General features: G+C 58.1%; 17 protein-coding genes. 2 read left to right on the top strand and 15 right to left on the bottom strand.

Annotated elements, in window-relative coordinates; translation table 11 throughout:
• Nucleotides 1–136 precede the first annotated feature (136 nt).
• From dedD to pdxB, 7 genes are all read right to left on the bottom strand, one after another.
• Nucleotides 137–823: a cell division protein DedD gene (gene dedD, locus KGP24_RS16220; protein WP_039263233.1), complete on the bottom strand. Its 687-nt coding sequence runs from the start codon at nucleotides 821–823 to the stop codon at nucleotides 137–139.
• A complete protein-coding gene (gene folC / locus KGP24_RS16225) occupies nucleotides 813–2,081 on the bottom strand; it encodes a bifunctional tetrahydrofolate synthase/dihydrofolate synthase (RefSeq protein ID WP_223561129.1) in 1,269 nt (422 codons plus the stop codon). Before folC ends, dedD begins: the two co-directional genes overlap by 11 nt.
• A 70-nt stretch (nucleotides 2,082–2,151) precedes the next feature.
• Nucleotides 2,152–3,057 carry an acetyl-CoA carboxylase, carboxyltransferase subunit beta gene (gene accD, locus KGP24_RS16230; RefSeq protein WP_003861408.1) on the bottom strand — a complete coding sequence of 302 codons (906 nt, stop codon included), beginning with the start codon at nucleotides 3,055–3,057 and terminating at the stop codon, nucleotides 2,152–2,154.
• Nucleotides 3,058–3,211: 154 nt separating this feature from the next.
• Nucleotides 3,212–3,871 carry a DedA family protein gene (locus tag KGP24_RS16235; RefSeq protein ID WP_008502599.1) on the bottom strand — a complete coding sequence of 220 codons (660 nt, stop codon included), beginning with the start codon at nucleotides 3,869–3,871 and terminating at the stop codon, nucleotides 3,212–3,214.
• A 28-nt stretch (nucleotides 3,872–3,899) separates the two neighbouring features.
• Nucleotides 3,900–4,712 carry a tRNA pseudouridine(38-40) synthase TruA gene (gene truA / locus KGP24_RS16240; protein ID WP_023312566.1) on the bottom strand — a complete coding sequence of 271 codons (813 nt, stop codon included), beginning with the start codon at nucleotides 4,710–4,712 and terminating at the stop codon, nucleotides 3,900–3,902.
• The gene (locus tag KGP24_RS16245; protein ID WP_223561130.1) at nucleotides 4,712–5,725 is read right to left on the bottom strand and encodes an aspartate-semialdehyde dehydrogenase; all 1,014 of its coding nucleotides are present in this window, start codon (nucleotides 5,723–5,725) and stop codon (nucleotides 4,712–4,714) included. Before KGP24_RS16245 ends, truA begins: the two co-directional genes overlap by 1 nt.
• Nucleotides 5,726–5,792: 67 nt before the next feature.
• The gene (gene pdxB / locus KGP24_RS16250) at nucleotides 5,793–6,929 is read right to left on the bottom strand and encodes a 4-phosphoerythronate dehydrogenase PdxB (RefSeq protein WP_223561131.1); all 1,137 of its coding nucleotides are present in this window, start codon (nucleotides 6,927–6,929) and stop codon (nucleotides 5,793–5,795) included.
• Nucleotides 6,930–7,042: 113 nt separating this feature from the next.
• On the opposite strand from pdxB, the gene flk reads away from it, so the two are divergent.
• Nucleotides 7,043–8,047: a flagella biosynthesis regulator Flk gene (gene flk, locus KGP24_RS16255; RefSeq protein ID WP_223561132.1), complete on the top strand. Its 1,005-nt coding sequence runs from the start codon at nucleotides 7,043–7,045 to the stop codon at nucleotides 8,045–8,047.
• A gap of 85 nt (nucleotides 8,048–8,132) precedes the next feature.
• Here the strand turns inward: flk and KGP24_RS16260 are convergent, their stop codons facing one another.
• A complete protein-coding gene (locus KGP24_RS16260; protein WP_223561133.1) occupies nucleotides 8,133–9,311 on the bottom strand; it encodes an MFS transporter in 1,179 nt (392 codons plus the stop codon).
• Between the two features lie 208 nt (nucleotides 9,312–9,519).
• On the bottom strand, nucleotides 9,520–10,737 hold the full coding sequence (gene fabB / locus KGP24_RS16265) for a beta-ketoacyl-ACP synthase I (protein ID WP_023312571.1): 1,218 nt from the start codon (nucleotides 10,735–10,737) through the stop codon (nucleotides 9,520–9,522).
• Nucleotides 10,738–10,895: 158 nt separating this feature from the next.
• On the opposite strand from fabB, the gene mnmC reads away from it, so the two are divergent.
• Nucleotides 10,896–12,893, top strand: a complete 1,998-nt coding sequence (gene mnmC / locus KGP24_RS16270) for a bifunctional tRNA (5-methylaminomethyl-2-thiouridine)(34)-methyltransferase MnmD/FAD-dependent 5-carboxymethylaminomethyl-2-thiouridine(34) oxidoreductase MnmC (protein WP_223561134.1) — start codon at nucleotides 10,896–10,898, stop codon at nucleotides 12,891–12,893.
• Nucleotides 12,894–12,939: 46 nt separating this feature from the next.
• On the opposite strand, the gene KGP24_RS16275 is transcribed toward mnmC, so the two are convergent.
• From KGP24_RS16275 to prmB, 6 genes are read right to left on the bottom strand one after another with little or no spacing between them, the layout of a single operon-like run.
• Nucleotides 12,940–13,218, bottom strand: coding sequence for a YfcL family protein (locus KGP24_RS16275; RefSeq protein ID WP_223561135.1), 279 nt, complete (start codon nucleotides 13,216–13,218; stop codon nucleotides 12,940–12,942).
• A 13-nt stretch (nucleotides 13,219–13,231) separates the two neighbouring features.
• Nucleotides 13,232–13,777, bottom strand: coding sequence for an elongation factor P hydroxylase (locus tag KGP24_RS16280; RefSeq protein ID WP_047346650.1), 546 nt, complete (start codon nucleotides 13,775–13,777; stop codon nucleotides 13,232–13,234).
• Nucleotides 13,777–14,586: a sulfite exporter TauE/SafE family protein gene (locus KGP24_RS16285; protein ID WP_032642026.1), complete on the bottom strand. Its 810-nt coding sequence runs from the start codon at nucleotides 14,584–14,586 to the stop codon at nucleotides 13,777–13,779. The genes KGP24_RS16280 and KGP24_RS16285 overlap by 1 nt, the downstream gene beginning before the upstream one ends.
• Nucleotides 14,586–15,410, bottom strand: a complete 825-nt coding sequence (gene mepA / locus KGP24_RS16290) for a penicillin-insensitive murein endopeptidase (RefSeq protein ID WP_223561136.1) — start codon at nucleotides 15,408–15,410, stop codon at nucleotides 14,586–14,588. The genes KGP24_RS16285 and mepA overlap by 1 nt, the downstream gene beginning before the upstream one ends.
• Before the next feature lie 2 nt (nucleotides 15,411–15,412).
• Entirely contained in the window at nucleotides 15,413–16,498 is a 1,086-nt protein-coding gene (gene aroC, locus KGP24_RS16295; RefSeq protein WP_029742149.1) for a chorismate synthase, read from the bottom strand.
• A 60-nt stretch (nucleotides 16,499–16,558) separates the two neighbouring features.
• Complete coding sequence (prmB, locus tag KGP24_RS16300; protein ID WP_223561137.1) at nucleotides 16,559–17,491, bottom strand: 50S ribosomal protein L3 N(5)-glutamine methyltransferase; 933 nt, start codon at nucleotides 17,489–17,491, stop codon at nucleotides 16,559–16,561.
• Between the last annotated feature and the right edge of the window lie 36 nt (nucleotides 17,492–17,527).

The raw sequence follows: 17,527 nt of genomic DNA on the forward strand, positions 1-17,527 counted from the left end.
CCAGTTCGGGGCGAATTCTAACAGAAAAAGAAAACGTTTGCGTAGGGATTTCCTTCCCGCGCGTAAATAAAAAAGGCGCTGAAAAAATGTTCAACGCCGTGGCTTATCGCCTCTCTCTTTAAGGAGCAGGTCGTACTTAGTTCGCGCTGTAGCCCATCACCACACCGCTCAGGCCGGAGATCTGCTTCAGCTCACCGAGTGAACCTTTAAGCTTATCTTTGGACGCTTCTGGCCCCACGAGGATACGGGTAATTTTACCCTGTACCGGCGTGGAAGGTGAAGTGTAAACACGATATCCCGCACTGCGCAGTTTGCTCACAACCTCGTTGACCTTATCGGCGTTTTTCAGCGCGCCCAGCTGTACAACGTAGGCTTTACCGGTCGGTGCCGCGTCTTGTTTCGCCGGCGGTGGCGTTTCTGAGGCTGCAGCCAGTTGCTCAGCCGCTTTATCCCGCTGCGGTTTCGGCTGCGGCTTCTCAACCGGCTTCGGTTTTTCAACCGGTTTAGGCTGCTCTACCGGCACCGGATCGATGTCGCTGCTGCTCGCTGCCGCCAGGCGAGACGGATCGAGCGACGGTGCGGCGGCATCGCCTGCACGCACCTCTTCCGCCGCCCCTTCCGGAGGCTGGGCAGGAAGCGCCTGCGTCGCCGCTGGCAGCATATCCGGCTCGTCGCGGTCACCCGGTTTCGGCACCAGCGGAATAGCGGCAAACTCATCCTGATAATGCTTTTTCTGCCCGTCGAGCAGACCCGGGAGAATAATCACCCCGAGCGCGACCAGCACAATGGTTCCTGTTAAACGGTTCTGAAACTTACTCGCCACCGGTTCTCCCCGCGTCCATCACTTCCATGACATGTGCCACCGTGTGGAATGAACCACACACCAGCACGGTATCTTCTGGTTTAGCATCCGCCATCGCGGCATGCCAGGCCTGAGCCACGCTGCTATAGATTGCGCCTTTGCCGAGATGTTCCATCAGCTGCTCGGCCGTCGCGCCGCGCGGCCCTTCCAGAGGAGCACAATACCAGCTATCGACCACACTCTCCATGCAGGCCAGCGTCCCCCCGATATCTTTATCATGAAGCATACCGATTACCGCCAGCACGCGCCCGGTTTTTGGTAACGATTTGAGACGTCCCGCGAGATACGCCGCCGCATGCGGGTTGTGTGCCACGTCCAGAATCAGGCGCGGCGACTCGCTGACAATCTGGAAACGCCCGGGCAGAATTGCGCTCTGAATGCCGTCGCGGATTGCCCGCTCGCTCACCGCTAATCCGCTGGCGCGCAGTGCCGCCAGCGCGGTGGCTGCGTTCGGCTGCGGCACCTGCGGCAGCGGCAGGTTGTCCAGCGCGCCCTGCGCATCGCTAAAGCGCCAGACGTTATCCTGAACCTCATACAGCCAGTCAACGCCACGGCGCAGCAGACGCGCGCCCTTCTCGTTTGCCACGTCAGCAATGGTGTACGGCATATCCGGTTCGCCGACCACGGCGGGTTTATTTGCGCGGAAAATACCGGCCTTCTCGCGGCCAATGCTTTCACGATCCGGTCCCAGCCAGTCTATATGGTCCAGCGCGATGCTGGTGACCACCGCCACGTCCGCATCCACCATATTGGTCGCATCAAGACGTCCGCCGAGGCCGACCTCAAGGATCACCACATCCAGCTGCGCCTGTTTGAACAGCCACAGCGCCGACAGGGTGCCGTATTCAAAATAGGTTAATGAGATCTCACCGCGCGCGGCTTCAATTTCCGCAAACGACGCCGTATGTGCCGATTCCGGCAGCTCGCTGTTCTGCACGCGAACCCGCTCGGTGTAGCGAACCAGGTGTGGAGAGCTGTAAACGCCTACCCTGTACCCCGCCGCCATCAGGACGGATTCCAGCGTGCGGCAGGTGGTGCCTTTACCGTTGGTGCCCGCGACCGTAAACACGAAAGGCGCCGGTTTGAGCACATCAAGACGCGCGGCGACCTGGCTTACGCGCTCAAGCCCCATATCGATGGTTTTACTGTGCAGGTTTTCCAGATAAGAAAGCCACGCGGCCAGGGGCGACGTGGCTAGGGGAATGCTTTTATTTTCCATAATGCCCGGTTGTCATTAACAGATTAGAAAGCAAAAGGGCAGCGCCAACCGGCCCTGCCCTTTTCAGTTATCAGGCCTCGGGTTCCTGATCCGGTACCACCACGCCTTCGCGCGGCTCATCCGGGTTCGGCGCTGGCAGATTCATCAGCTTCGCCAGGATGCTCGCCAGCTTCAGGCGCATTTCCGGACGGCGGACGATCATGTCGATGGCGCCTTTCTCAATGAGGAACTCACTGCGCTGGAAGCCCGGCGGCAGTTTTTCACGAACGGTCTGCTCGATAACGCGAGGACCCGCGAAGCCGATCAGCGCTTTTGGCTCAGCGATGTTCAGATCGCCCAGCATCGCGAAGCTCGCGGAGACGCCGCCCATGGTTGGGTCGGTCAGCACGGAGATATACGGCAGACCGCGCTCCTGCATTTTCGCCAGCGCAGCAGAGGTTTTTGCCATCTGCATCAGCGACATCAGCGCTTCCTGCATACGCGCACCGCCGGAGGCAGAGAAGCAGATCAGCGGACAGTTGTCTTCCAACGCCTGCTCAACGGCACGCACGAAGCGCGCACCGACCACGGAGCCCATTGAGCCCCCCATAAAGGAGAACTCAAACGCAGCGGCAACAACCGGCATCTCATGCAGGGTGCCCTTCATAACGATCAGCGCGTCTTTCTCGCCGGTCTCTTTCTGCGCAGAGGCCAGACGATCTTTGTATTTTTTGGAATCGCGGAACTTCAGCACGTCTTTTGGCTCGAGTTCGCTACCCAGCTCTACCAGAGAGCCTTCGTCCAGCAGGCTATGCAGGCGGTTGCGCGCCGACATACGCATATGGTGGTCACACTTCGGACACACCTCAAGGTTGCGTTCCAGCTCTGCGCGATACAGAACCTGACCGCAGCTATCACACTTCGTCCATACCCCTTCAGGAATGCTCGCTTTGCGAGTCGGGGTAATGTTGCTTTTAATTCGTTCAATCCAGCTCATTGATAACCTTTCTGCCTGAACCTGGTCGTATGCCAGTTTTGCTATAAGAGGCGAATAATGCCATTTTTGCCTCCAACAGACCATGAATGTTGCACATTAAAACATAACAGCCCGAAACTTTGGATAAAAAAGTGGTCGAACCGCCAGCGTGCATTTACTTCGCTTGCTTTGCCGCCGCGCGTTTGTGACGAATAATCTCGATAACGCCAGGCAGTACGGAAAGCACAATAATCGCTACAATCAGTAACTTAAGGTTTTCCTGAACCACCGGCAAGTCGCCAAACAGGTAGCCTGCATAGGTAAACAACAGCACCCACAGCAGCGCACCCACGACGTTATACATCGCAAAATGACGATAGGACATATGCCCCATTCCCGCCACAAACGGTGCAAATGTGCGCACAATAGGCACAAAACGCGCAAGGATAATGGTTTTTCCGCCATGGCGTTCATAGAACGCATGGGTTTTATCTAAATAGCTGCGACGGAAAATTTTCGAATCAGGATTGCTGAACAAGCGCTCACCGAACACTCGTCCAATCGTATAGTTGACCGCGTCACCGACAATAGCGGCAATCACCATCAGCACAACCATTAGATGCACGTTCAGATCGTTAGTGGGTAACGCCGATAACGCCCCGGCAACGAACAGCAGTGAATCCCCTGGCAGGAATGGGGTAACGACCAGACCGGTTTCACAGAACAAAATGAGGAACAGAATGGCATACACCCAGACGCCATACTGCGCGACCAGCTCCGCCAGGTGAACATCAATATGCAGAATGAAATCAATCAGAAAACGTATTACGTCCATATTGTCTAAGCCCTAATTGCACCTTTGTTTAGTCCGCTAAAAACAGCGGGCCCATTGGCGGTTTCGGCAGGTCAAATCGATCCGGATAGTCTACTGAGACCAGATACAATCCTTCCGCTTTCGCCGTGGCTGCCGCAAGCGTTCTGTCCTTCGCTGCAAGCAGGTCTGCAATCCAGCTCTCCGGCTGGTGTCCGGCACCCACTTCCATCAGGCTGCCCACAATATTCCGAACCATATGATGTACAAAGGCATTGGCTTTGATATCCACCACCACATACGCGCCAAAACGGCTGACGTTTATGTGCATGACGTTGCGCCACGGCGTACGGGACTGACACTGCACCGCACGAAACGACGTAAAGTCATTCTCACCAATCAGACACTGCGCCGCGCGATGCATACGTTCTGCATCAAGAGGCTCATAAAAATGCGTCACGCCCTGGCTTAACACCGCAGGACGCAGGCGCTGGTTGTAGATGACATAACGGTAGCGACGCGCCGTGGCGCTAAAGCGCGCGTGAAAATCGTCCGGCACAGCTTTTACCCAACGCACCGCAATGTCACCAGGCAAATTCGCATTTACACCCAGGGTCCAGGCGGCATCCTTACGCACGGCGGTGGTTTCAAAGTGCACCACCTGCCCCGTGCCGTGAACACCTGCGTCCGTACGTCCCGCGCACAGGACGTTAATCGGCTCGTTTGCCACCTGAGAGAGCGCTTTCTCCAGCTTCTCCTGGACGCTGCGCACCTCATTCTGACGCTGCCAGCCATAATATTTACTGCCATCGTACTCAATTCCGAGGGCAATTCTATGGACCGGCTTTTGTTCCACGTCTGACATCAGTACAGGTACTCCTGCACCAGTTTCTCAGCGATTTTGACCGCCATCAGCGCGCCGCCAAAGCGAACGTTGTCGGCAACGGACCAGAACTGAACCTGTTCCGGCATACCGTAGTCGTTACGCACGCAGCCAACGGAAAGATGCGCGTTACCAGTGGCATCGCCAACCTGCGTCGGGAACTCGCTCTCTTCAGAGAGCACGATGTCTTCACCGCGGCCAAACGCATCGCGCGCCTCTTCTGCCGCCAGCGGGCGGAGGGCTTCAAAGCCAACCATCTGCGCGTGGCCGTAGAAGACCGGGGACTGTACGACGTTCGCGGAGATCATCAGGCCATCATCCTGCAGAATTTTACGCACTTCATCGACGATACGACGCTCTTCGCGTACAGAACCTTCGCGATCCGGAAGCAGCGGCAGCATGTTGAACGCCAGCTGGCGGCCAAAGTAATCATCTTCGTCAATCGGGATACCGTTCAGCAACTTCGCGCTCTGCCCGGCCAGCGCGTCAACGGCTTTTTTGCCGTTCGCGGACGCGGACAGCAGGCTGGTGACGATAATGCGCGACAGGCCGCCGTCGTCGATCAGCGGTTTAAGGGCGGTCAGCAGCTGGCTGGTCAGGCTGTTCGGTACCGCAATGACGTTACGGTTACGGTAGTCAGCCAGCACAAACGGGTTCACGTCCGGCACTACCAGCGGCACATCCGGCTCCATCGAGAACAGACCGCTCAGGTCGATCACCAGGCAGCCTGCGTTTGTCGCCTCTTCAACGTACGCAGCAGTCGCTTCAGCGCCCGCGGCGAAAAACGCCAGCTGCGCCTGCGTCCAGTCGAACGCTGCCGCATCCTGGACCATGACGGATTTACCGTTAAAACGCAGATGCTCACCTGCGCTGTCGGTACGCGCCAGCGCATAGATGTCGCCCACCGGGAACTGACGCTCAGCAAGGGTTTCGAGCAGGGCTTCACCCACGGCACCCGTGGCACCTAAAATGGCAATGTTCCAGCCTTCAGACATGGTGGTTTACTCCAGAAATAAAAAAGCGTCCCTGTCGGAGTATCCGACAGGGAGCATTAAGAAGACATTAACGTGCCGGGTGATGAACGGCGTTAAACCCCAGCTTATGCAGCAGCGTCGTCGCCGACGCGTCGTCGCACATCACATACAGGGAAGACCACTCGCGGCGCTCAACATAGTCCTTGCGCAGCTTATCAAACTCACCCGGGATCCCCGCCACTTTACGCAGCAGCGCATCATCGCGGCGCACATCATACACCAAATGCACCAGCCTTTTCAGCGTTGCCTGATCGAGCGGGCCATGCAGAGTAATACGGCCAAATTCAGGCGCGGGGAGCAAGGTATCCAGCGCCACCTGCTGCGGATGGCCGATAAAAGTGCTGTAGGCTTCGAAGACCTGCGTGGTGCCGCGGGCTTTGCCCTCCAGGGTATAACCGGCGATATGCGCCGTGCCTACGTCCACCTTGTTAAGCAGCTCAACGTTGAGATCCGGCTCCGGCTCCCAGACGTCCAGCACCACGCTGAGGTCTTGTCCTTCATTCAGACATGTCAGCAGCGCAGCGTTATCGACTACCGGACCACGGCAGGCATTTATCAGAATAGTGCCAGCCTTCAGACGACGGATCAGCGCCTCATCAGCAAGATGCAGCGACTTATACGGCCCCTCTTTAAACAGCGGTGTGTGGAAAGTGAGCACGTCACACTGTTCAACCAGTTCGTCCAGCGAGCGGAAATCCCCGTCATCGCCATTGTCTTTGCGCGGCGGATCGCACAGCAGCGTGCGGATCCCAAACGCTTCCAGGCGTTTTTGCAGGCGCCCGCCGACGTTACCCACGCCGACAATCCCCACGGTGCGGTCTTTCAGCGCAAAACCGTCGCGCTCGGCCAGCATCAGCAGGGAGGAGAAGACGTATTCCACGACGGCAATCGCGTTACAGCCCGGCGCGGCGGAAAAACCGATTCCGGCCTGCGTAAGCCATTTATCATCCACATGATCGGTCCCTGCCGTTGCGGTCCCGACAAACTTAATCGTTTTACCGGCGAGCAACGCCTCATTTACTTTGGTCACCGAGCGCACCATCAGCGCGTCTGCGTCATCCAGTTCGTTGACCGGGATCGGGCGACCAGGAACAGCCTTAACGTTACCCAGGCGGCTAAAAAGCTCACGGGCATAAGGCATATTTTCATCAACGAGGATTTTCACGTCTGAGTACCTGTTTGAGAGGAAGAAAACCTGCCAAGTGTGCCATAATCTGGCCGCCAGGCATATACGTCTGCCAGGTTTACGCTGAGTTTTGACTTTAAGGATTTTTGACGATGCAGCCCATTTCAGGTACGCCGCCACGCCCTCCGGGTGAAGGCCCTGTCACGCCAAACGTTGCCGGTGAACAACCGCTATCCACGCAACAGCGCACCGTGCTGGAACGACTGATCACGCGCCTGATTGCGCTGACTTCGCAGCAAAACGCGGAGGTCTGGGCTGGGGTAAAGCATGATTTAGGCGTGAGGAACGACGCACCGCTGCAGTCGCGCCATTTCCCTGCTGCCGAGCAAAACCTGAACCAGCGTATCAGCACCGCGCAGCAGAACCACACCACGCGCCAGATTGTTGCTCAGTTGACGGAGCTGCTGGGCCAGGGCAATAACCGCCAGGCGGTGAGTGATTTTATTCGCCAGCAGTATGGTCAGACCGCGCTGGGCCAGCTGACGCCAGATCAGCTCAAGACCGTGCTGACCCTGCTGCAGAACAACGAGCTGTCTATTCCGCAGCCTCAGGTGCGCCCGGCGACCGAACGTTCGCTGCTGCCTGCCGAGCACAATACGCTCAAGCAGATGGTGACGAAGCTGGCTGCCGCTACCGGCGAACCGACGAAGCTTATCTGGCAATCCATGCTGGAGCTGTCCGGCGTGAAGGCGGGTGAGCTGATCCCGGCCAAACAGTTTACTCATCTGGTCACCTGGCTCCAGGCGCGACAGACGCTCAGCACCCAGAATGCCCCTACCCTGCATACCGTCCAGGCCGCGCTGAAACAGCCGCTTGAGCCGCACGAGTTTGAAGTCATTCGGGATTACGCCCAGCAAAACTGGCAGGCCACGCCGCAAACGGTACTGACCACCGCGCAGGTGCAGGATCTGCTCAATCAAATCTTCGTTCGCCGCGCCGAGCGTGAGGGCGGCGTGCCGGAGGTGAGAAACATTCAACCGATCTACAGCCCGCTGTTTGCGCCGGTCGTCGAGACGTTCAGAACGCTCTCGGCGCGTCCGGGATTGATGTTTATCGCGCTACTGATTGCACTGGCGATTTTCTGGCTGGTTGCTTAAAACTGCCGGGTGGCGGCTACGCCTTACCCGGCCTACGGTTCGTTCGTTTGTAGGCCCGGTAAGCGAAGCGCCACTGGGCATAAATCTACGATCTGCGAAACGCCACCAGCGTCACCACGATCCCAACCACCGCGGAAACCGCACCGGCCAGAAAGACGGACGGATAACCAAACGAGGTGGCTAACACCCCGGCCAGCGGCCCGGTTACTCCGTATGAGATATCCTGAAACGCCGCATAGCCGCCCAGCGCCGTACCGCGCACCTGCGGAGCCACGCGCTTCACCACCTCAACGCCGAGCGCAGGGAAGATCAGTGAACAGCCGCAGCCGGTTAGCGCCGCGCCAAGCAGCGCAACGGATGCCACGGGAGCATTCCACAGCAGCAGCAGACCCACTGTCTCTATCATCAGCGACGCTACCGCGACCTTCACGCCGCCAAAGCGATCCGGCATCCAGCCAAAAAGCACGCGCATCAGCACAAACGCGCCGCCAAATGCAGTAAGCGTAAAACCGGCCATCGCCCAGCCGCGGCTCATAAAATAGAGCGAGACGAAGGTACCGATCACCGCAAAACCCACGCCCTGCAGCGCCAGGCCAAGACCCGGCTGCCAGATTTGGCCGACCACGCTCCACAGGGAAGGACGCTCGCCTTTGTGCGCGGGCACTTTACGCACCGAGCCGTTAAACGCCCACGCCAGCAGGGGTAAAGCCATCGTGGTGGCGGCCAGCGCAGCAAAACCAAACTGGCTATTAATCAGCAGCCCAAGCGGTGCGCCTGCGGCCAGCGCGCCATAGATGGCCATACCGTTCCAGGACATCACCTTGCCGGAGCGTGCGGGCCCCACCAGCCCCATTCCCCAGGTCAGGGTGCCGGTCAGCAGCTGGCTTTCACCGAAGCCAAGGATTAAACGGCCCAGCACCAGCAGCGCAAACTTATACGCGGCGTCTACCGGCAGGAGAGCAGCCAGCAGCCATGCGCCTCCCGCAAGCCCACAGGCAAACATCCCCTGTAGCGCCGAGCGTTTTGCACCGTGCTGATCCGCCAGCCGTCCGGCGTAACCGCGGGTTAATACCGTGGCTAAAAACTGAATGCCCACGGCAATGCCGACCATGGTGTTGCCATAGCCCAGTTCCTGATGGACGAACAGCGGGATCACCGGCAGCGGCAGGCCAACGGTCATGTAGGTCAGAAATACCGCAAAAGCGATACGGAACAGCGAGGCGTTCGCTGAAGAGGTTGTTTCTGTTTGAATTACTGCAGTCATGCTTTACTCCGAAATGAAGAGTAAGGCGGGGAAATGCCACGCCCCCTCTACCTGATTATCAGGATTAAGGTGCGTTGGTTGACGTTAAACGCTTACGCATTATCGTGAGGATAATGTTGAGGGGTGAAGTTTGCCTGTGAGATCAGCCGCTTGTCAATGCATAAAAAAAGGGAGCCTTATGGCTCCCTTCCGGAATCAAACTTAAAACTTATGCTTTCAGCTTACGCATAACCAGCGTGGCGTTGGTGCCACCGAAGCCGAAGCTGTTTGACATGACGGTAGTCAGCGTCGCGTCCATTGGTTTGGTCACGATGTTCAGGCCAGCAGCCTGCTCGTCCATCTCATCAATGTTGATGCTTGGAGCGATAAAGCCGTTTTCCAGCATCAGCAGAGAGTAGATCGCTTCCTGCACGCCAGCCGCACCCAGAGAGTGACCGGTCATGGCTTTGGTCGCGGAGATTGCCGGGCTGTTGTCGCCGAAAACTTCACGGATCGCACCCAGCTCTTTCACGTCGCCTACCGGAGTAGAGGTACCGTGGGAGTTCAGGTAGTCGATTGGGGTGTCAACGCCGTGCATCGCCATCTTCATGCAACGCACCGCGCCTTCGCCGGATGGCGCAACCATGTCGGCGCCATCAGACGTTGCACCGTAGCCCACGATTTCAGCGTAGATGTGCGCGCCACGTGCCAGAGCATGCTCCAGTTCTTCAACCACAACCATACCGCCGCCGCCAGCGATAACGAAACCGTCACGGTGCGCATCATAGGTACGGGAGGCTTTATCCGGGGTTTCATTGTACTTGGTGGACAATGCACCCATCGCGTCGAATTCACAGGCCATTTCCCAGCCCAGCTCTTCGCCGCCGCCAGCAAATACGATGTCCTGTTTACCCAGCTGGATCTGCTCAACAGCATTACCGATGCAGTGCGCGGAAGTCGCACACGCGGAGCTGATGGAATAGTTCACGCCGTGGATTTTGAATGGGGTCGCCAGGCACGCGGAAACCGCAGAACCCATGGCTTTGGTTACCACGTACGGACCTACCGCTTTCAGACCACGCGGGCTACGCATTGCGTCAGCACCAAATACCTGCGCTTTTGATGAGCCACCGGAACCGGCAATCAGACCCACGCGCGGGTTGTTCTGATAAACCTCTTCGCTCAGGCCGGAATCTTTAATCGCTTCCTGCATGGAGAGATAAGCATAAATAGAGGCATCGTTCATGAAACGAACCACTTTGCGGTCAATCAAACCGGTGGTGTCCAGTTTGACGTTACCCCATACGTGGCTACGCATACCTGAATCTTTAAACTCTTCAGAGAAAGTGATCCCGGAGCGTCCTTCACGCAGAGATGCCAGGACTTCCTGCTGGTTATTACCGATGCTGGAAACAATGCCCAGGCCAGTAATCACTGCACGTTTCATTCAATACCTCTGTAAGTCGCACTATAGTAAGTTTCGAGTCGCACAATAGCGTACACTTGTACGCCGAACAAGTCCGATCAGACATTTTCTGCGGAAATTTGCACCGACGGACTCACATCGTTAAGATCGTGCCACTGCCTGTCAGACGAGTAACTTACGTGAAACAACACGCTATACAACCCGCCAACCTCGAATTCAACGCTGAGGGTACACCTGTTTCCCGAGATTTTGATGACGTCTATTTTTCTAATGATAACGGACTCGAAGAGACCCGCTATGTTTTCCTTGACGGAAACCAGCTCGGCACCCGCTTCCCTTCGCACCCGCGCAGCCTGTTCGTTGTAGCAGAAAGCGGATTCGGCACCGGGCTCAATTTTCTGACCCTCTGGCAGGCGTTTGACCAGTTTCACGCTGCCCACCCTGAGGCTACGCTCCAAAGATTACACTTCATCAGTTTTGAAAAATTTCCGCTCACCGCGCACGACCTGCGGCTCGCCCATCAGCGCTGGCCGGAACTTGCAGCCTGGGCGGATCGGCTTCAGGCGCAGTGGCCGCCCCACATCGGCGGCTGCCACCGTCTGATTCTGGACGGCGGACGCGTGACGCTGGATTTATGGCTTGGCGACATCAATGACCTGACCGATACGCTCGACGACTCGATGAATCAGACGGTGGACGCGTGGTTTCTTGACGGCTTTGCCCCCGCCAAAAATCCGGACATGTGGAGCCAGCGTCTGTTTAGCGCGATGGCCAGGCTGGCGCGCCCTGGCGCGACGCTTGCCACCTTCACCTCGGCAGGCTTTGTCCGCCGCGGACTGCAGGAGGCGGGCTTTACCATGCAGAAGACCAAAGGCTTTGGCCGCAAGCGCGACATGCTGGTCGGCAGAATGGAGCAGACGCTGGACATTCCCGCTCAGGCGCCCTGGTTTGCACGCCACGCCAGCGCGTCACGTGAGGTGGCAATAGTCGGCGGGGGGATAGCCAGCGCCCTGCTGTCTCTCGCACTTCTCCACCGCGGCTGGCAGGTCACGCTCTACTGTGCTGACGACGCGCCAGCAAACGGCGCATCCGGCAACCGCCAGGGGGCGCTCTACCCGCTTTTAAGCGCGCACGACCCGGCCCTGTTCCGGTTTTTCCCGGCGGCATTTACCTTCGCTCGTCGTCTGTACGATGCCCTGCCGGTAGCGTTCGACCATGACTGGTGCGGCGTGACGCAGCTCGGCTGGGATGAAAAGAGCCAGCAAAAAATCACGCAGATGCTGTCGCTGGGTCTGCCTGACGAGATTGCCCGCGCGGTAAGTGCGCAAGCGGTGGCAGACTCCGCTGGCGTGGAAACCGGCTGTGGGGGCATTCAGTATCCGCTCGGCGGCTGGCTGTGCCCGGCTGAACTGACCGCGGCGGTCATTGCGCTGGCACAGTCGCGCGGGCTGACGGCGCATTATGCTCACACCGTTGAATCGCTGAGCCGAAGCGATCGCTGGAATCTGCGTTTTGCTGATGGCAAAGAGGCGAGCCATGCCAGCGTTGTGCTGGCAAACGGACATAACATCAGCCAGTTTATCCAGACAGAGTCATTGCCGGTTTACCCGGTCGGCGGCCAGGTAAGCCATATTCCTTCCGCGCCCGAACTGAGCAAACTGCGTCAGGTGCTGTGCTATGACGGCTATCTGACGCCGCAAAATCCGTCTAACGGCCATCACTGCATCGGGGCCAGCTATCATCGTGGCGAAACGGATATGCGCTACAGCGAAGCGGATCAGGCGCAGAACCGCCAGCGCCTGATTGACTGTTTCCCGGATGCGGCGTGGGCGAAAGAGGTTGACGTCAGCAAGGGGGAAGCGCGCTGCGGCGTGCGCTGCGCCACCCGCGATCATCTGCCGATGGCGGGAAATGTGCCGGACTACGAGGCAACGCTTGAGGCGTATCAGGACCTTGCTGATAACCGGGATAAAGCGGTAAGCGCGCCGGTTTATCCGGAGCTGTATATGCTGGGTGGATTGGGGTCTCGCGGGCTGTGCTCAGCCCCGCTGCTGGCTGAAGTGTTAGCCGCGCAAATGAGCGACGAGCCGATCCCGCTGGACAGGGTTACGCTTGCGGGGCTGAATCCGAATCGCTTGTGGGTACGGAAACTGCTGAAGGGGAAGAAGGTTAAGTAGGGTGCGGTCTGGGGCCCTCTCCCACTGGGAGAGGGTGCTGAAACACTTACTTCGCTTTCGCCTGCCGGAACAAAGTGTCCCACATGCCTAACACCAGAGACTGATCGCGCGGAGAGAGTTCCCCGGCCAGAATGGCTTTTTCCAGGCTGCGAGTGACTTCAGCGTGAACGGCGTCAGCAGAGTGATCGTCCCCCGCTTCCAGCTCGGCTACCGCGAGCGTCAGGTGACCACGCAGATAACCGCTGGCGAACAGCTCATCATCACTGGCGTGTTCCACCATGTCATCAATTAACGCCAGAATGCGTGATTCAAATTCTGCGATCATCTTCTTTCCTCTGTTAAAGATCTTCCGGCCAAGGGAAGCATTCCGCCGCGATCGCCGGCGTGTGGTAATAATTCTGTAAGGCCTCAATCAGGCGTGCCGGACGTTCCGGGATGCCTTTCTCAAGATATTCCATCACCTGCGCATGCACGCGGCGCTGGAAGACGATACGGTCTGGCTCGAAGTCGCCTTCGAGGTTGTCACAGCTGACGTTGAACGGGAAACCCGCCGCGACGCAGAATAGCCATTCCAGTGCCTGCGGCTTCACTTCCACATCTTCAAACTGGCCCTGCGTAGCGGCATCACGTCCGTCCGGGCAGTACCAGTAACCGAAGTCCACCAGTTCGCGCCGCGCTTTCCCCGCAATGCACCAGTGCGAAATCTCGTGCAAGCCGCTGGCGTAAAAGCCGTGGGCAAAGACGATGCGGTTATACGGAACCTCTGCATCAGCAGGAAGATAGATCGGTTCGTCGTCGCCTTTAATCAGACGGGTATTAAAATCGTCAGCAAAACAGCCGTCGAAAATCTCAATCAGCTGTTCGTATTTATGCGTACTGTTCATTAGTGCATCCCCAACCAGGTGAGGATCTCCTGTCCATGGCTGTCATAAAGAAGTTTGGCGCTCATTACGGCCGAGACGATAACGATCATCGGGCGAATAAGTTTTTGTCCTTTGCTTAACACCAGACGCGAGCCCGCGCGCGCGCCCAGGAACTGCCCTGCCATCATCACAAATCCGGTTGCCCAGATGACCTTACCGCCGATGATAAACAGCAGCAGGCCGCCGACGTTTGAGGTCGCGTTGAGCACTTTGGCATGGGCGGTGGATTTGGCGAGGTTAAACCCGGCCAGCGTCACGAAGGCCAGCGCATAAAATGAACCGGCCCCCGGGCCGAAGAAACCGTCGTAAAAACCCACACAGCCCCCGGCAATCAGTGCAAACGGCAGGCCGTGCAGACGACGCTGGCGGTCTTCTTCACCGAGCTTTGGCATCAGCAGGAAGTAAAGCCCGATGCAGATGACCAGAATCGGCAGGATCTGGCGCAAAATATCGGACTGTACGTGCTGAACCAGCAGCGCACCCGACGTAGAGCCGATAAAGGTCATCAGAATATTGAGCTTCTGGTCGGCAAGGCTCACCACCTTGCGGCGAATAAAATAGAGCGACGCCGAGAGCGAACCGCCGCAGGCCTGAAGCTTATTGGTGGCAAGCGCCTGCGCCGGGCTCATGCCCGCCGCCAGCAGCGCGGGCACGGTTAACAACCCGCCGCCGCCCGCGAGCGCGTCGATAAAACCGGCCAGCATGGCCACAAAGAACAGCACCACCAGCAGCAGCGGTGACACCATAAACAGATCGACGAAATTATCCATTAAAGTACATGCTCATCCAGTAGCGCCTGGCAGGAAGGCGGCAACGGAGGCGGTGTCTTCTTCTCAGGCTTAGAGGTTCCAGGTTTTGCCGGCTCAAACCAGCTTTGCAGTTCCGCACCGCAGCCATCGCCTGGCGGTGGTAGCGGCTGATCTTCACATTCCAGGCTATTCGCCGGGCAGCGCAGACGAACGTGCATGTGCGCACGATGCTGGAACCACGGGCGCACTTTGCGCAGCCAGTCGCGATCGGTTCCGGCATCCATGCAGAGCTGCTGCTTGATAGCCGGGTTAACGAAAATCCGCGTAACGTCGTTATCTTCCGCTGCCAGCTTGATCATGCTGGAAACGTCACGCGTCCACAGGGACGGTACAACGCGCTTACCGTCACTCGCCACCAGATCCAGCGCCTGCGGTTTCAGCAGTTGGGCGGAGGTCCAGCGCGTTTTCGGCAGCTGCAGGAAGATATCGACATCCAGTCCGGTCTGGTGACTGGCGTGCCCACCGTTAAAGCGACCGCCAGCAGGCATCCCCATATCGCCAATCAGCATCGTGCCCAGCCCCAGGTTATGCACCTGATTTCCCAGACGCTGGATGAACAGCACCAGATCCGGATGGCCGAAATAACGTCTCTGATCGGTGCGCATCACCTGATAGGTATCAGACTGGAGAGGAAGCTCCCGGGCACCGACGATACAGCCGTTTGAAAAGGCGCCAATGGACTGCGCGCTCCCCGCCACCGGATGGGTGATTTTTTGCCATGGCGTCGCGGCCAGACTGGCTCCACTGGCAAGCAGCGCCAGCAGAGCAATTGCGGTTTTTTTCATGTTTACCAGCGTGGAATGGTGGTCGTCACATCCGCATTCTGCGCGCGCTGGCGCAGGAAGTGATCCATCAGCACGATCGCCAGCATCGCTTCTGCGATCGGCACCGCGCGGATCCCCACGCACGGATCGTGACGTCCTTTGGTGATCATCTCAACTTCTTCGCCATCGCGGTTAATCGTGTGGCCCGGAACGGTGATGCTGGAGGTCGGCTTCAGCGCGATGTTGGCAACAATCTGCTGCCCGCTGCTGATACCGCCCAGGATGCCGCCCGCATGGTTGCTCTGGAAGCCCGCCTTCGTGATTTCGTCGCGGTTCTGACTGCCGCGAAGCTGAACCACGTCAAAGCCGTCGCCAATCTCTACGCCCTTCACCGCGTTGATGCTCATCAGCGCGTGGGCAATGTCGGCGTCGAGACGGTCAAATACCGGCTCGCCCCAGCCGGCCGGGACGCCGTCGGCCACCACGGTGACTTTCGCCCCAATGGAGTCGCCCTCTTTTTTCAGGCCGCGCATCAGTTCGTCCAGCGCCTCCAACTTGTCAGCGTCGGCGCAGAAGAACGGGTTTTGCTCGACCTGATCCCAGTCTTTGATCGCCAGCGGAATGTCGCCCATCTGGGTCAGACAGCCGCGGATAACGATGCCAAATTTCTGCTGCAGGTATTTTTTTGCGATCGCCCCTGCCGCCACGCGCATCGCGGTTTCACGCGCGGAAGAACGCCCGCCGCCGCGATAGTCGCGGAAGCCGTATTTTTGTTCGTAGGTGTAGTCGGCGTGACCCGGACGGAAGACGTCTTTGATGGCGCCGTAGTCCTGGGAGCGCTGATCGGTGTTTTCGATCAGCAGACCAATGCTGGTCCCGGTGGTGCGGCCTTCAAAGACGCCGGAGAGAATTTTTACCTGGTCCGGCTCGCGACGCTGCGTGGTGTAGCGAGAGGTGCCCGGGCGACGACGGTCGAGGTCGTGCTGTAAATCGGCTTCGGTCAGTTCGATGCCTGGCGGTACGCCATCAACGATACAGCCCAGCGCCAGCCCGTGCGACTCGCCAAAGGTGGTCACGCGGAATAACTGTCCAATACTGTTTCCTGCCATCACGGCTCCGATGTTGTTGTTTGTGTTTGAGCGTTGTGAAACGGGCCGAAGCCCGCTGGATTAATCTTTATAGATGCTGAAGTGTTCGCGCGCGTCGAGCAGCTGCGCTTTGGTCAGCATAAAGACGCCGTCACCGCCGTTGTCGAACTCAAGCCAGGTGAACGGCACATCCGGGTACTGCTCTATCAGATGTACCATGCTGTTGCCCACTTCACAAATCAGAACGCCGTCGTCGGTCAGATAATCCGGCGCGCAGGCCAGAATACGGCGGGTCAGCTTCAGGCCGTCAGAGCCTGATGCCAGACCCAGCTCCGGCTCATGACGATATTCGTTCGGCAGATCGGACATGTCTTCCGCATCGACGTACGGCGGGTTGGTGACGATCAGATCGTACTGCAGCGTCGGCAGATCGCGGAACAGGTCAGAGCGAATTGGCGTGACGTGATGGATCAGGCCGTGCTCTTCAATGTTGTGCTCGGTCACGGCCAGCGCGTCGGTGGAGATATCGACGGCGTCCACTTCCGCTTCCGGGAAGGCATACGCGCAGGCGATGGCGATACAGCCGCTGCCGGTACACATATCCAGAATGTGCTGCGGCTGATGTTTAATCAGGCCTTCGAAATGGTTGTTGATCAGCTCGCCAATCGGCGAGCGCGGCACCAGCACGCGTTCATCGACATAGAACTCGTGGCCGCAGAACCAGGCTTTGTTGGTCAGGTAGGCGACCGGAATGCGTTCGTTTACGCGGCGGATCACGCGCTCAACGATGCGGTGTTTTTCGCTGGAGGTCAGGCGCGCGGTGCGCATGTCTTCAGGAATATCCAGCGGCAGGTAGAGAGACGGGAGCACCAGCTGCACCGCTTCATCCCACGGGTTATCGGTACCGTGACCGTACCAGATATTGGCGGCGCTGAAGCGGCTAACCGACCAGCGCAACATGTCCTGTATGGTATGCAGCTCGTTTACTGCTTCATCGACAAATATTTTATCCACTCTTTCCTCCAGGGCATGCTCGCATAATTTTCGGCG

The organism is Enterobacter sp. JBIWA008, from assembly GCF_019968765.1.
Classification (GTDB): domain Bacteria; phylum Pseudomonadota; class Gammaproteobacteria; order Enterobacterales; family Enterobacteriaceae; genus Enterobacter.